A 15295-nucleotide genomic window follows, 5' to 3' on the forward strand; every position below is an offset into this window, starting at 1 on the left:
CAATCGATTAAAATTCGTTATAGATAAAATTACCGCCTTGGATACTCTTGTAATGGTATAAGTAAACGAGTATTAAAAGGACGGCAAAGTAGAAAAGCGTCTTTCCAATAAAACTTAACCAGTAACGAGTAGCGGGGCGTTTAAAAAATTTCTTCATCCGATCGCCCTCTCCCTTTTATTTAGTACTCATTATAGGAGGATGCCAAAAATCTACCATTTGTTTTTCTTACATATACCGCTTTCAAACGAACAGTTTTGTCACATTGGTATCCACGGCGTTTAGAACATTTTTTTAATGGAAAAACTGCCTGCTATCATTGGTTTTCTGCCAATGTAACTGGGAAGATAACTAGACGAAAAAACAGGATATACCGAATATCGATACATCCTGTTCTTAAGATTTTATGAAAGCTTTTTCTGATATACGCACGTTGCCCAATAAAATAGCGCATAGACCACCAGCATCAGTCCACAAAACAGATAGACAAATCCATAGTTGGCATTTTTGGCAATGTGAGAAATGACCGAGATAGCTAACATACTATGAATCAGAGCCAAAATCGCTGGAATAAAGAAAACCACTCGATTTTCACGCTTAATTTCTTGATAAATTGTTTTATCGGGTATTCCCATTTGTCGTAATAAACCATATTTCTTTCGCTTTTGCTTAAACTCAGAAAGTTGCCGCAGTGTGACCATACTTGCTGTCACAATGATAAAGGTGGTGGTCACAAAGGTCACTACGAACAGCACCAACCCCATACTGCTGCGAGTCATTCGATAAACTTCTTGATACGAGGTATACTCGGAACGATATACCGTCGACCCATCTTTATTAGTTCCTTCTCCTTCTACAATATCTCCGACAATCTGTTCATTTTTCCAAGTCAGATCATAATGTATCGGATAATCCCAATCGCCCTTCAGGTTTGCACGAATAACCTGATTCAGCTTATTCTCAAAACGATCTTCTACATCGATCACCTCTAACGCATAAGAAATGCCTGATAATTCATCAAAAAGTTCATCAGAAACGACAATCATTCCCGTACCATATCGCAAGCTCGTATCACCAAAAAAATTGGGGTGCGTTTCTTGAACCTTTAGCTTCTGACTTTTCAAATATATGATTTTACTGTAACGAGCATAATCATTCAGATAACGCTGATAGGAGCTCAAAACAACTGTCGAATCAGCAGACTTTAACTGAATATTCTGCAAGGTAGGATTGGTTTTTCGAAAAGCCAGATAATCAGATATCGAAACGACATCCGTAATTTCCGGCTGAGAATTTACACCCTCTCCAGAAATTGCTACGCTTTGTTTGGCTGGCACTGCTTTTAAGTGTAAGGTCTGCCGTTGATAAGGAGCAACGCTTTGCAGCTTCGGTTCTAGCTTCTGATAGCTTTGTTGTGTCATCATTACAGAGGCCGGAGCAATTTCATCAACTAAACGCATTTGTAGTGACACAAGTGCCGCCATTCCCCCTAAAATCGCCAATGCTAAACCTAACGCAACTGTGATAGAACCCAAAAAACGCCATTCACTAAATAATCGTAATTGCCATTCGCTTCTTGATAGCATTCCCAAATTTTTGTTTAAGCGCTTTGGCCGATAGGAATTATACCAGCGCAATGTAAAAGCAAAAAATAAATAGCTGCCAAATACACATAGTAAAAAGATCAAGCCCATTAACAAAGCATTGCCTCGAAGCAAGCCGAAACGATCACTGGCTGTCCGGGAAAAAACAACATAGGTCATCGCCATTCCCCAGCCGCTTAATAAAAAGAGAGCCCCGATACTACCAGCGATTTTCTGCGGCAAAGATACCTTCATCGCTTGAATTTTACGTAAGCGAAGCGTCTTTAAATGTGAAAACTTAGACCCTGATACCAGCCATAAAATCTGGAAAGAAACAACCGCCAATATAAAGAGCACCACTAAGCCAGTTGCTATGATCGCATCGGTCGAGAAAAAGAAATGCACTCTTAGCGGCAGGTCCATAGCTTTCACAAGAATCATACTAAACAGCTTAGAAAGCAAAACTCCAACGCCGATCCCGATTACAAAAGAAAAAATCCCGATAAAGAAAATTTCTAAAATGAACCAGAGACAAATCTGATAGTAGTTCAATCCATATAAATGGAAGATGCTGATATCCTTTCGCCGATTTTCTATAAAAAAACGATTGGTATTCGTCATAAAAAACAGCAAAATCAGTACAACCGCAAAACTGCCGAAGCCTAACATCCCAACTAGCTGTGTATTTTTTCCAGCACTGCGAATTAACGGCTGCTCATAGGTCATCGCTGTAAAAGAATAATAAACCATTACTGCAAAAATCAGACTGAAGAAAAAAATCAAATAGTTCGACAACTGCTTTTTAAAGCTTCGCCAAACGATTTTAATCAGCATTGGCTTTTCCTCCTCCGCCGATCGTTGCCTGCATATCAATGACCTTTTCAAAAAAATCCTTGCGAGAAGAACGCCGGACAATTTCAGAGAAAAAACGCCCATCTTTAATAAACAATACTCGGTTACAATAACTAGCAGTGTAAGGATCATGGGTCACCATTAAGATTGTGGTTTCCTCATGAAGATTCACCTCATCTAAATAATTCAAAAATTCTGAAGCAGACTTAGAATCTAAAGAGCCCGTGGGTTCATCAGCAAACAAAACCAATGGACGGCTGATCAAAGCGCGGGCCGCTGCTGTTCGCTGCTGCTGCCCGATGGATATTTCTTCCGGGTAACGTGCTAAGATCTGCTCAATCTTCAAAATTTTCGTCAACCGAAGCACCCGTTCTTCAATCTCTTCATTAGAGAGCTTACTGACAGTCAATGGCAAAATAATATTATCCTTAACTGTTAAACTATCGATTAGATTAAAGTCCTGAAAGATAAATCCTAAATTTTCCCGCCGAAAATCCGTCAAACGAGCCTCTCGCATCTGGGTAATATCTGCTCCGTCGATTTTAACGGAACCCATTGTCGGCAATAAAATTGTGGAGAGGATATTCATCAAGGTCGTCTTCCCAGCTCCACTAGGTCCCATAATACCGATGAACTCGCCTTTTTCTACACTGAAGTTCAGGTCATTTAAAACCGTGACTTTATTGTTTCGTGTGCCAAAGCTTTTACTAAGATGCTGCACATCGATCATTTTTTTCATGAGTGCCTCCTTATTCGTTTTAATGTAATTATTTTTTTCTAAAAGAAAAAATTAGGTTGATTCGAATGCCGTATATCATTCAACTAAAGTGTTCAATCAATGTATTAGCTAATTTTGATAATTTCTTTTTTGCCTACGTCTCCTGCAAAAAGTTGAACTGACATCCTTATTCGTTTTAATGTAATCATTTTTTCTAAAAGAAAAAATTAGGTTGATTCGAATGCCGTATATCATTCAACTAAAGTGTTCAATCAATGTATTAGCTAGTTTTGATATTTTCTCTTTTGCCTACGTCTCCTGCAAAAAGTTGAACTGACATCCTTATTCGTTTTAATGTACTATTTTTCTCAAATAGAAAAATGAGTTGGCCCTTGTCTGACGCAGCAGTGATCAACATATTCAAAAAATTAATATGACGAATACTTATTTTTAATATCTAAATTTTTTTCTTTATGGTATCATATTTGAGGCGGATTCCTATGTGAAACGTCCTTCAATAGTCTTACAATTTTTTCACTTTTTTGGAAAAATATTTTTCAGTTATTTTATCATAAAGGGAAGCTTGACCTCATCAGTTTTCTTATATCTTTCAGTAAACGAGCACACTATATATAGTGTGCTTTTCTTTTTTTGACAAAAAATAATACTATATATCGTTGCAACAAACTCAGAAATGCTATATGATTGATAATGAACTTTAAAGGAAATGGAGTGTTTGCAATGATGGAAATCCACACAAAAGATTCGTTGTTCAACGAATATCAACCGTCGCTAAAAAATATTAAGGTCGTAAAACGTGATGGTCGTCACACAGCATTTGATGATCAAAAGATTTATGATGCTTTAATCAAGGCAGAAACGAAAATTAAAGGATCTGTTGATCCATTGGCTCATGAACGTATCCAGTCAATCGTTGAGCGTGTAGATGCAGAAATTTCAGAACGTTTTACTAGCGATATCAAAATATATGAAATCCAAAACATCGTGGAGCATACATTATTAGAACACAACGAATATGAATTAGCGGAAGAATATATCAATTATCGGACGCGCCGCGACTTCCAGCGCAGCAAAGCCACCGATATCAACTTTACGATCGGAAAATTGATCAACAAGGATCAAACCGTCGTTAACGAAAATGCCAATAAAGATAGTGATGTCTTTAACACGCAGCGTGATTTAACAGCTGGAATTGTCGGCAAATCAATTGGTTTGAAGATGCTGCCGCCTCATGTGGCGAACGCGCACCAAAAAGGCGACATCCATTATCATGATTTAGATTATCATCCATATACACCGATGACCAACTGCTGTTTGATTGACTTCAAAGGCATGTTGAACAACGGCTTTAAAATCGGGAATGCGGAAGTTGAAAGTCCTAAATCAATCCAAACAGCAACAGCCCAGATTTCACAAATCATCGCCAACGTGGCTTCAAGCCAATACGGTGGCTGTTCAGCAGACCGTACGGACGAATTATTAGCTCCTTTTGCGCGTCTAAATTACGCAAAACACTTAAAAGACGCTGAAGAGTGGATCGATGACCCTGAAAAACAAAAAGCGTTCGCGAAACAAAAAACACGTAAAGATATTTATGACGCGATGCAAAGCTTAGAATATGAAATCAATACCCTATTTACTTCAAACGGACAAACGCCTTTCACTTCTCTTGGCTTTGGTCTTGGAACAGACTGGTTTGAACGTGAAATTCAAAAAGCGATTCTGCAAATCCGAATTGAAGGTCTAGGCAGCGAAAAACGGACAGCAATCTTTCCTAAATTGATCTTTACTTTGCGTCGTGGTACAAACTTAGAACCAACTGATCCAAACTACGATATCAAAGAATTGGCGTTAGAATGTGCAACTAAACGGATGTATCCAGATATCTTGAACTATGATAAATTGATCGAATTAACCGGCAGCTTCAAAGTGCCAATGGGATGCCGCTCATTCTTACAAGGCTGGAAAAATGAACAAGGAGAAGAAGTCAACGCAGGTCGTATGAACCTTGGCGTTGTTACCTTAAACTTACCGCGGATCGCTTTAGAGTCTGGCGGCAACAAAGAAAAATTCTGGTCTCTATTAGAAGAACGCCTGCAAATCGCCAAAGACGCGTTAGTCTTCCGTATCGATCGTTGTAAAGAAGCTACACCAGCAAACGCTCCGATCCTTTATCAATATGGCGCGTTCGGCAAACGTCTGAAACGGACCGATGCGGTTAACGAATTATTCAAAAATAAACGGGCAACGATTTCTTTGGGCTATATCGGACTTTATGAAGTAGCCAGTGTCTTTTACGGCGGCGAATGGGAAAACAATCCAGAAGCAAAAGACTTTACCATTGACATCATGAAAGACTTGAAAGAACACGCCGATGCATGGGGCAACGAATATGGCTACCATTTCAGTGTGTATTCAACACCAAGTGAAAGCTTAACTGACCGCTTCTGTCGTTTAGATACAGAACGTTTTGGTATTGTCGAAAATATTACAGACAAGGACTACTATACAAATAGTTTCCATTACGACGTTCGTAAAAATCCAACACCATTTGAAAAACTAGACTTTGAAAAGGATTATCCTAAATACTGCTCTGGCGGGTTTATCCATTATTGTGAATACCCTGTTCTTCAACAAAATCCAAAATCATTGGAAGCTGTGTGGGATTACGGTTACGATCGCATCGCCTATCTAGGAACGAATACACCAATTGACCACTGCTACGAATGTGGCTTCGAAGGTGACTTCAAACCAACCAAACGTGGCTTTGAATGCCCACAATGCGGCAATCACGATCCAAAATCATGTGACGTAGTCAAACGGACTTGCGGATACTTAGGAAACCCTCAAGCACGTCCAATGGTGCACGGACGTCACGAAGAAATCGCCTCACGTGTAAAACACATGTAAAAAAAAACTCAACGAACATTCTTCGTTCATTGAGCCAAACAGAAATACGATTGACAGGGACGGCGCTCTTTGCCGCTCCCTGTTTTACTTGAAAGGGGAAAAATATGCGTAATCCTAAACCAAAAGAATGGCTGGCCAGCGAGTTGAGCCAACAATATATCGCAGACTACAAGGCCTTCAACTTTGTTGATGGCGAAGGCGTCCGTAACAGTCTTTACGTCAGCGGCTGTCCCTTTGCCTGTGAAGGCTGCTTCAACGCGGCTTCGCAAAATTTTCATTACGGCAAGCCTTTCACTCAAGAATTAGAAGACCAGCTAATTGCGGATACCGCTCATGACTATGTCCAAGGTGTGACCTTCTTAGGCGGTGAACCCTTCTTAAATACGCAGGTCTGCTTAAAAGTTATCAATCGAATTCGCGCTGAATTCGGCGATACGAAGGACATCTGGTCTTGGAGCGGCTACACCTTTGAAGAACTGTTGTTAGACAGCGATGATAAGCTAGAAATGCTAAGCAAGATCGATATTTTAGTTGACGGTCGTTTCGAACTCTCAAAGAAAAACTTGATGCTACAATTTCGTGGTAGTTCCAACCAACGCATCATCGATGTAAAAAAATCATTGGCTAAAGGTGAAGTCGTCATTTGGGAGAAGCTTCATGACTCCGAAAAAGCTTTCGAGCAAATCAAAAAGAGCGAACTAATTTGAACGCTCTTCCCACAAAGGCAACACAATATTTTCAAATGCAATGGGATCAAGATTAGTCAGAGTAATTCCGACTAAGCGGATCCCTTTTTCTACGCCGCCAATCTCCTCCCAAATCAAACTGGCCTGTGAAAACAAGTCTTCTTTCTTTTCTATGTAATAAGGCAAAGTGACCCGTCGTGTGACTGTCGTGTAATCCGCATAGCGAACTTTAAGAACAACCGTCTTGCCGTGACGCTGTACGCGTTTTAAGGAGCCCTCGACTTTTTCCGCCAATTGCCTTAACTGACTTAACACCTCATCATCTGTCGATAACGGGCGGCCATACGTATGTTCTTTCCCGACAGACTTTCGTTCACGCGTGATACTAACAGGTGAATCATGGATTCCCCGTACCTTTCGATACAAGGAATAGCCCATCTTGCCGAATTCTTGAATCAGGAACATTTCACTCTTCTCGTACAAGTCCGCTCCAGTAAAAATTCCCAGCTCATTCATTTTAGGAACAGTCTTCTTCCCTACGCCATGAAATTTCTCAATCGGCAAACGTTTTAAAAAGACGACGGATTCCTCTGGCGAGATTACTGTCATTCCCTGAGGCTTTTGGTAATCCGAAGCCAGCTTGGCCAGGAACTTATTGTAGCTGACTCCAGCAGAACAGGTTAATTGCAGCTCCTGCCAAATCTCTTGCTGAATCAGACGAGCAATTTTGATGGCCGAACGCGCATTGATCTTATTTTCCGTTACATCCAGATAAGCTTCATCGATCGACACCGGCTCAATAATATCCGTATAGCGATGAAAAATTTTTCGAACCTGTTGTGAAACAGCACTGTACTTAGCATGGTCACCAGGCTTAAAAATAGCCTGAGGACACAATTCATACGCCTTCTGGGCACTCATCGCCGAATGAATCCCATAAATCCGAGCCTTGTAATTCGCCGTCGTCACGACACCCTTGCCGCCAGTATCAGAAGGATGACGAGCGATTACTAAAGGATGCTTCGCCAGTTCCGGATCGTCCCGTTCCTCGACGGAGGCAAAAAAAGCATCCATGTCAATATGGATAATTTTTCGCGATGTATCATTTTTCAAAGGAAAAACCAAATCTGCCATTCTGCTCTCCCCTTCCTATCTTATCTTCATTATAACCGAACGTCTGTTCAGAGACAATTATTCCCACTAGAAGATAGAAAAACATAATTTCTGCAAAAAAAAGAACAACCTGTCCTATCAAAAACAATAGAAACAGCGTTGTCCGAATAAGTTTTTTAAGTCAATTACCTTATCTCTCGATTAAGTTCACTTTGCGAATCATCAGCTTGTCTGCCGATCCGCGTTGGAACTCCTGCGGCTCACCAAAAATTTCAGCATAGATGACCTTGTTGTGCTCCCGCCGCCTTAGCTGGTAGATGATCTTTCCAGTATCCTCCAGCTCCTTCATCATTTCTGTCACACCGCCAAAGCCGGTTTTCTTCGTGATAAAACCAGTCGCCACCATGCGTTCATCCAAATAGCGCGCCGAAATCACCGAACCTTTGGCTAATGTTGTTCTTAGAGCTGTCGCTAATTCCTCTAATTCTTCAGGAACAGGTAATTCTCGTTCCACTGGTTGATATAACGTATCTCGCAAGGTATTTAACTCCTCTACTAAGGCTTCATACTGTTCCTTAGTCAGCATCACACCAGCGATTTTTTCGCGGTTAAAAATATAAACCCCGGTCTCTGCTTTACGAGCTTGAGCAAAAACATCCATTGGTGATTTTTTTACTTCTGTAATTGAAGATGTCGGAACATCTAACTTTCGCAATCCCATTCTGCTCTCCTCCTACTTCCTAGCCCTTCAAATGAAAGAACTACCCCTTATTTTCAACTGTATCCCCTTCTACAAATCACGCGAATGTTCAAGAAACACGTGAAATAGAATGACACTCTTATCGTAGTCCTCATCATTATAGCATAACCTTTCTTTAAGAAAAATCTTGATCCAATTTTCCTTAATCAGATAATAAAACCGTCTGATATCTCTCTTGAATCAATAAAGAAGAGTCTAAAGTGGGCGTCGTTTTCAAAGCAACTTGATGACTTGCAACCACAATGTTTTTCAAGGCCAAAGCCAGCCCTTCATTTTGACAATTCCTTAGCATCGGAATTTGCCGCTTTACTTCCCTACTAAGATGATCATAACTTGACGGAACCGGTCCCTGCTTCCATTTTAAATTGAAGAGTAGTATTGGAAGTCCTTGAGATAGTCCAAAGAAAAGATCAAAAAGCTTTACGTTGAATGTACTCCTTAATAGTTCGCCTTCCAAAGCAATCGTTTCTTCAATAATTCTACTCGCCTTCCTGACTTCCTGATATAAATCAGTCTGATATTGTTGGTGGCAATGGTAAAACTCAGTAAAGCTTTGAAAATGATAGCGCAAATGATCAAAGAAGAAAAACTCTGTTAAATTTCCCTGTAAATCGAATTTTTCAATGAATCGGCTGATTAGTACTTTATCTGGATACAATACCTGGTTCACTGAAGGTGTTGGTTGATCTTTATAATACTGTTCGATTTGCTGGTAGACCTCGCCTTCTTCAAAATAATAAAAATCTCTCAAATAGCGTAATTGTAACAATAAAATGATACCTGGATCACCTAAAAGCCTGCCTGCTCGTCGATTTACCCAAAGGTTCAAATGAATCAGTTGTCGATTCAGTTCTCTCATTTTTGTGTAATCTGTGTCAGCAGAAGTCTGTTGCCAAAGAAATTGTTTGAAAAGTTTAAAGCGTGGATCTTCTGTTAACACTTTCCGATGAAGCTCTAAGAAATTTGGATGGTGCTGCCGATTAATTCGCCATGGTTTTCCTTTTATCACATAGCCCTTTTGCTGTAATTCATCACTATAACGCATCGCTGTTCGAATACTCACCTTTAGTTGCTTAGCCATTTCAGTAATCGTGTACTGTTCTTTATTTATTAATTCAAGTAGCTGCAAATAGCCCTGGGTTTTCTTTCTTATTATAAATTGCCAAATCATGCCTTGTGTCTCCTCTTTTACTCATTGAATTTCCTCTTCTTTAAAAATAACATAAATAGACACAAAGTTTTTTATCAACTTTTTTTCAAAAAAAAAAGCGTCTGAATTCTCAGACGCGTAAAGTCATAGCATTTATCGCCACAATAATCGTACTTAAGGACATTAAAATCGCACCAATAGCGGGACTCAGTAAAATTCCGATAGGTGCTAAAATACCTGCCGCTAAAGGGATTGCTAAAATATTATAACCGGCACCCCACCAAAGATTTTGTATCATTTTACGATGTGTTTTCTTCGCCAAACGGACAAATTTTAAAATATCCTGTAAATTGCTATTAGTCAACACAACGTCAGCCGAATCAATCGCAATATCAGTTCCAGCACCGATCGCCATTCCGATTGTCGCTCTAGCTAAAGCAGGAGCATCATTGATCCCATCTCCTACCATCATGACTTTCTTACCATCATCGGTGTAGCGTTTAATAATTTTTTCTTTATCATCTGGTAATAGCTCGCCAAAAAATTCTTTAAGACCCAGATAATCAGCCACTGCTTTTGCAGCCTCTTGATTGTCTCCAGTCAGCATAACAGGTTCGATTCCAGCATTACGCAAGTCTTTGATGAACGCTTTGGCTTGTGGCTTTATCGAGTCTCCCATCGCAAAGAAAGCAACCAGCTCTTCATCAATTAATAGGAAGGAAATCGTATTTCCCTGTGCTTGGTACTCCTTCAATTTTTCTTGATCAAAGCTCAATGCACGGCGTTCGATTTCTTTTTGATTCGCTAAAATGACCTGATGACCTTCTACTGTCCCGCTTACACCGATTCCCTTTAAGGTCGACACCTCTTGTGCTTGATAAGGGTCAATACCTTCAGCTTTCAAATAATTCATAACGCCAACAGCAAGGGGATGGTTGGTTTGCGCTTCAAGGGCTCCGATATATTTCAGCGCCTCTTCTTTACTTGTCTCTGCCAATTTCTCAATCCCTGTCACCGTAAACTTACCCTCTGTTAAGGTGCCTGTTTTATCAAGAAAAACATAATCTAATTGATTTCCCTGTTCCAAGGCTTGACGACTTTTCAGCAGCAAGCCATTTTTAGCCGCTAATGAGGTGGAACGAGCGATCACTAAAGGAATCGCTAAACCTAAAGCATGCGGACAAGCGATGACAAAAACGGTAACCATTCGATCCAATGCTTGTGGCAAATCCGCTACAAACAGCCAGACAGTAAAAGTTAGAAGCCCAGCAACTAACGCAATGTAGAATAACCATTTCGCTACTTTATCTGAAATTGATTCTAATTTTGATTTTTCCTGCTGAGCTTGCTGTACCATTGTCATGACCTTGGCAAGGTAACCATCTTCGCCAGTGCCAGTGACCTTTACTCTGATCGTACCATCACCGTTGACCGAACCGCCAATGACTGTGTCACCGACGTTCTTTTGAACACCTTTGGATTCACCGGTCACAGCCGATTCATCGACAATCGTTGTCCCTTTGATGATCTGTCCATCGGTCGGCATTTTATCTCCAGCACGAACTAAGAGCATGTCACCACTCTTGATTTCCTGAAGCTTGACCTTTTGTGTGGAGCCATCTTCTTGGATCTGATTCACCTCGTCCGGCAGTAATTCTGCTAACTTTTTCAAGGCATTGCTGGCATTGGATACGGCGTTCATTTCGACCCAATGACCTAAGAGCATAATGATAATCAGTGTTGCCAACTCCCAGAAGAAATCCATCACGTGCTCATGAGGATTCAACTTATTGGCAATAAAGGAATACAAACTATAGATGTAAGCAACTGTAATGCCCATTGCGATCAACGTCATCATAGCTGGACTCTTCATCTTCAGCTCCATTTTCGCCCCACTCAAGAAGGGTTGTCCGCCGTAAACAAACAGAACAGTTGCTAACACTAGAACAACCCACTCAGAACCCGGAAAAGTGAATTGGAAGGGCAACTGCATTCCCATCATCGGCGAAAGAACGATGATCGGAATCGATAAAACAAGTGAGAGCCAAAATTTTTGTTTGAAATTTCCCATATGCATCGAATGATCCATGCCTCCATGCGCCATCTCGTGATGGTCATGTCCACTCATTTCCTGATTCATATTGTGATGATCGTGTCCATTCATTGAATGATTCATTTCGTGATGATCATGCTTGGAATGGTCCATTTTCATCGATTCATCCATTTGATCTCCTTGTTTCATGTTGCATGCCTCCTATTTTTTACAGCATTCTTATCCTGAGAGAATTACTTTCTGTTAAAGCTTCTTTTGATTCAAACTAAGAGAATTGAGCAGCACACTGACCGAACTAAAGGCCATCGCACCGCCGGCAATGATAGGATTCAAAAAGCCTAAAGCAGCAAAAGGAATCCCAATCACATTGTATAAAAACGCCCAGAATAAATTTTGCTTGATTTTTCTTAAGGTTAATTTGGATAGATGAATACTCTTTTCAACCGACAAAAGATCGCTGTTCATTAAGGTAATATCGGCGGTCTCCATCGCGATATCTGTACCACTGCCCATGGCAATGCCGATATCTGCTAAAGCCAGTGCAGGCGCATCATTGATCCCATCGCCGACCATCCCGACCGATTGACCATTAGACTGAAGCTCTTTAACAACCTGAGCCTTATCCTCCGGTAAAACTTCTGCAACGATATCTGATGCCTGTAAGCCAACCTGTTCACCAATATATTGCGCTGTCTGAGGATTATCACCTGTCAGCATTTTTACCTTGATTCCTGATTGATGAAGAGCAGCAATAGCGGCTTTAGAAGACGCTTTGACTTGATCCGTTACCGAGATCATTGCCAGCATTTTCTTACTGTCAGTTAAGAACATCACCGTTTTTCCTTCTTCTTCTAACGCTAACACACGATCTTCAGGAAATGAAATGTTTCGCTCTTTCAAGCCGCGTTTTGAACCAACAAAATAGGATTGCCCATTGATTACGCCGGTAACGCCTTGCCCTGTTAAGCTCTCAAAATTGTCGACGGGCAAGATTTCAACCTGATCTTTTCCATAATGATAGATTGCTTTTGCCAAAGGATGCTCTGAATGCTGTTCTAGACTTGTTAAATAAGCCAAGGCCTGCGGATCCACTGCTTCAAAATCTGCTACTACTGGCTTGCCTTCTGTAATCGTTCCAGTTTTGTCCAAAACGATTGTTGTCAGGTGAGCAATTTTTTCTAACGCGCCGCCGCCCTTAATCAGAATTCCTGATTTCGCGCCTAAACCCGTTCCTACCATAATAGCTGTCGGTGTCGCTAAACCAAGTGCACATGGACACGCAATCACCAGCACAGAGACGCTATGGACGATGGCCTGTTGCCAATCACCAGTCACTAAACCGGTCGCGAGCAACGTAAGTAACGCCAATCCCAATACTGTCGGAACAAAAATACTAGAGATTTTGTCCGCGATCTGCTGGATCGGTGCTTTTTCACCCTGCGCATCCTCCACCATCCGGATAATCCGTGAAAGGACGGTCATACTGCCGACTTGTGTAGCACTAAATTGAATGCTGCCTGTGGTATTAACGGTGCCGCCAAACACTTGATCGTCTACCTGTTTATCCACTGGTAAGCTTTCCCCGGTAAGCATGCTTTCATCAATCGTTGTCTGTCCTTTTAAAATCTTTCCATCTACCGGAATTTGTTCCCCAGGACGAACCCTCAAAATGTCACCAACCTGTACCTCTTCGATTGGTACTTCCTTTTCTTCGCCTGCCACAACAATCATTGCCGTCTTGGCTTGCAGACTCATTAACTGCTTGATCGCATCACTGGTCTTGGTCTTAGCTTTTTGTTCTAAATACTTCCCTAACAAGATCAAGGTGATAATCATGCCGCTGCTTTCAAAATACAGATCTGAATTGTGAGGATTGAAGAAACCATTATACACACTTAACGCAAAAGCAGCCGAGGTTCCCATCGCTACCAGCACATCCATATTCGGAGCTTTGGTTTTCAACGCATGATATGCCCCGCGATAAAAACGCTGCCCAACACCAAATTGCACAGGTGTCACTAGAATTAATTGAACTAATGGAAGGTGTAAAAAGTGTACCCAGCCTGCATGACTGCCTAAAAGCATCGCGATCATGGCAATCATCAAAGGAGCTGTTAGTACCGCACTTAAAATCAAATCCCGCTTCATCTTTCCAAGGTAAGCGGCCTTTTCTTCTTGGATTTTTTGCTTATGCGCCTCATCAAACAAAATCGCGCCATAGCCAATAGCCTCAACTCGTTGAATTAAATTTTCCGCCGTCAAGTTTCCATCAAACTGAACGGTTGCCTTTTCCGTTGCCAGATTCACATTCGCCTCTAGCACACCTTCTGTTGCTTTCAGCTCCTTCTCTACTCGAGCAGAACAATTGGCACAGGTCATGCCAGTGATGGCAAATGTTTCTACTGTCGTGTCTGCCAATTAGATCACCTCAGTTTCATACCCAGCTTCAGTCACTGCTGCAGCAATTTGGTCTGCGGAAACTTGCGCTTCATCGAATTTAACAACGCCTTGATTCTTCTTTAAATTGATTTTGACCTTATCGATCCCATCTAATTGATTGATCGCCTTTTCCACGTTCGCTACGCAGTGATTACAGCTCATTCCGTTGATTGCAAATTGTTTTTTCATAATAATGATCTCCCATTCCTATTTTTTTATGGCTGTCGCCAATTATTTATGATGATTGCATTCACACTGACCGGGAATACAATTGCATTCGATCGTGGCTACAGTTTTCTTATTAATTAACTGCGCTTTGATCATTTCCACATCTGCATCTGTCAGTTCCGCTTCCGCAACTAACTCCGCGATTGTTTCGCCGATTCGTTTCGCACAAATATGAGAAAACAAATTTTCCGTCGCACTTTTGACCGTTTCGCCTTCACTGATTGCCGGATAATAAATGTATTTTTTCCCAGCTTGCTCTGTCCGAACTGCTTCTTTTTTTACTAATCGACCCAGCAATGTTTTGATCGTCGCTGGTTTCCAATCCATGGTTTGTCCTAAAATATCAATAATTTCTTGCGCTGTAGTAGATTCCTGCGTCCAAATTACCCGCATGACTTCCCACTCCGAGTCACTGATTTTGATCGGTGTCACCGTCATTGTCATTACTCTTCGCCTCCTTCGTTTACATTTGTAATCTACAAACACAGTTTACATTTGTAATCTGTTTTAGTCAACTGATAAGCGAAATTTTTTTAACTACCTCCAACATACACACTACTCATTCATATTACGAAAAGGGAAACTGGCAGCTAACTCATTCAATTAGGAAATTCATTTTTCTAAAATCAGGAAAAATGAGCTTTTTTTCGTTCGCATACCATCATGCTAAACTGGACGTATAAAAATTTCTTTTTCCGTATTAAACGATCCTCTTTCCATAAAAACTGCGAAAAGCATGACTGGCAGCTAACTCATTCAATTAAGAAATTCATTTTTCCAAAAC

At 40.9% G+C, this 15295-nt stretch carries 12 protein-coding genes; 2 read left to right on the plus strand and 10 right to left on the minus strand.

The features are described from left to right. Positions 1 to 7 precede the first annotated feature (7 nt). The 3 genes from OMU_RS22995 to OMU_RS15915 form a co-directional block, all read right to left on the minus strand. Complete coding sequence (locus OMU_RS22995; RefSeq protein WP_016180887.1) at positions 8 to 157, minus strand: teichoic acid D-Ala incorporation-associated protein DltX; 150 nt, start codon at positions 155 to 157, stop codon at positions 8 to 10. A 245-nt stretch (positions 158 to 402) separates the two neighbouring features. Next, entirely contained in the window at positions 403 to 2415 is a 2013-nt protein-coding gene (locus tag OMU_RS15910) for an FtsX-like permease family protein (RefSeq protein ID WP_016180888.1), read from the minus strand. After that, positions 2405 to 3172, minus strand: a complete 768-nt coding sequence (locus OMU_RS15915; RefSeq protein ID WP_016180889.1) for an ABC transporter ATP-binding protein — start codon at positions 3170 to 3172, stop codon at positions 2405 to 2407. The genes OMU_RS15910 and OMU_RS15915 overlap by 11 nt, the downstream gene beginning before the upstream one ends. Positions 3173 to 3892: 720 nt before the next feature. Between OMU_RS15915 and nrdD the strand changes: the two genes are divergently transcribed. Further along, positions 3893 to 6082, plus strand: coding sequence for an anaerobic ribonucleoside-triphosphate reductase (gene nrdD / locus OMU_RS15920; protein ID WP_016180890.1), 2190 nt, complete (start codon positions 3893 to 3895; stop codon positions 6080 to 6082). A 104-nt stretch (positions 6083 to 6186) separates the two neighbouring features. Further along, positions 6187 to 6789, plus strand: coding sequence for an anaerobic ribonucleoside-triphosphate reductase activating protein (gene nrdG / locus OMU_RS15925; protein WP_016180891.1), 603 nt, complete (start codon positions 6187 to 6189; stop codon positions 6787 to 6789). Here the strand turns inward: nrdG and dinB are convergent. From dinB to OMU_RS15960, 7 genes are all read right to left on the minus strand, one after another. Further along, positions 6781 to 7902 (minus strand): DNA polymerase IV, encoded by a 1122-nt coding sequence (gene dinB, locus OMU_RS15930; RefSeq protein WP_016180892.1) that lies wholly within the window; start codon positions 7900 to 7902, stop codon positions 6781 to 6783. The two genes, nrdG and dinB, sit on opposite strands and share 9 nt — an antisense overlap. 169 nt (positions 7903 to 8071) lie before the next feature. Next, a complete protein-coding gene (locus OMU_RS15935; protein WP_010745652.1) occupies positions 8072 to 8602 on the minus strand; it encodes a hypothetical protein in 531 nt (176 codons plus the stop codon). A gap of 181 nt (positions 8603 to 8783) precedes the next feature. After that, entirely contained in the window at positions 8784 to 9812 is a 1029-nt protein-coding gene (locus OMU_RS15940) for a helix-turn-helix domain-containing protein (RefSeq protein WP_016180893.1), read from the minus strand. A 109-nt stretch (positions 9813 to 9921) separates the two neighbouring features. Beyond that, the gene (locus OMU_RS15945) at positions 9922 to 12033 is read right to left on the minus strand and encodes a heavy metal translocating P-type ATPase (protein WP_016180894.1); all 2112 of its coding nucleotides are present in this window, start codon (positions 12031 to 12033) and stop codon (positions 9922 to 9924) included. A gap of 54 nt (positions 12034 to 12087) precedes the next feature. After that, positions 12088 to 14262: a heavy metal translocating P-type ATPase gene (locus OMU_RS15950; RefSeq protein WP_016180895.1), complete on the minus strand. Its 2175-nt coding sequence runs from the start codon at positions 14260 to 14262 to the stop codon at positions 12088 to 12090. Beyond that, complete coding sequence (copZ, locus tag OMU_RS15955) at positions 14263 to 14472, minus strand: copper chaperone CopZ (protein ID WP_010745648.1); 210 nt, start codon at positions 14470 to 14472, stop codon at positions 14263 to 14265. 42 nt (positions 14473 to 14514) lie between these two features. Beyond that, positions 14515 to 14955 (minus strand): CopY/TcrY family copper transport repressor, encoded by a 441-nt coding sequence (locus OMU_RS15960; protein ID WP_016180896.1) that lies wholly within the window; start codon positions 14953 to 14955, stop codon positions 14515 to 14517. Positions 14956 to 15295: the final 340 nt, after the last annotated feature.

This window comes from Enterococcus avium ATCC 14025 (assembly GCF_000406965.1).
Lineage (GTDB): Bacteria > Bacillota > Bacilli > Lactobacillales > Enterococcaceae > Enterococcus_A > Enterococcus_A avium.

Bases quoted from the DNA above. Each gene is read 5' to 3' on its own strand.
- OMU_RS22995 (WP_016180887.1), bottom strand. From the start codon at position 157: ATGAAGAAATTTTTTAAACGCCCCGCTACTCGTTACTGGTTAAGTTTT.
- OMU_RS15910 (WP_016180888.1), bottom strand. From the start codon at position 2,415: ATGCTGATTAAAATCGTTTGGCGAAGCTTTAAAAAGCAGTTGTCGAAC.
- OMU_RS15915 (WP_016180889.1), bottom strand. From the start codon at position 3,172: ATGAAAAAAATGATCGATGTGCAGCATCTTAGTAAAAGCTTTGGCACA.
- nrdD (WP_016180890.1), top strand. From the start codon at position 3,893: ATGATGGAAATCCACACAAAAGATTCGTTGTTCAACGAATATCAACCG.
- nrdG (WP_016180891.1), top strand. From the start codon at position 6,187: ATGCGTAATCCTAAACCAAAAGAATGGCTGGCCAGCGAGTTGAGCCAA.
- dinB (WP_016180892.1), bottom strand. From the start codon at position 7,902: ATGGCAGATTTGGTTTTTCCTTTGAAAAATGATACATCGCGAAAAATT.
- OMU_RS15935 (WP_010745652.1), bottom strand. From the start codon at position 8,602: ATGGGATTGCGAAAGTTAGATGTTCCGACATCTTCAATTACAGAAGTA.
- OMU_RS15940 (WP_016180893.1), bottom strand. From the start codon at position 9,812: ATGATTTGGCAATTTATAATAAGAAAGAAAACCCAGGGCTATTTGCAG.
- OMU_RS15945 (WP_016180894.1), bottom strand. From the start codon at position 12,033: ATGAAACAAGGAGATCAAATGGATGAATCGATGAAAATGGACCATTCC.
- copZ (WP_010745648.1), bottom strand. From the start codon at position 14,472: ATGAAAAAACAATTTGCAATCAACGGAATGAGCTGTAATCACTGCGTA.
- OMU_RS15960 (WP_016180896.1), bottom strand. From the start codon at position 14,955: ATGACAATGACGGTGACACCGATCAAAATCAGTGACTCGGAGTGGGAA.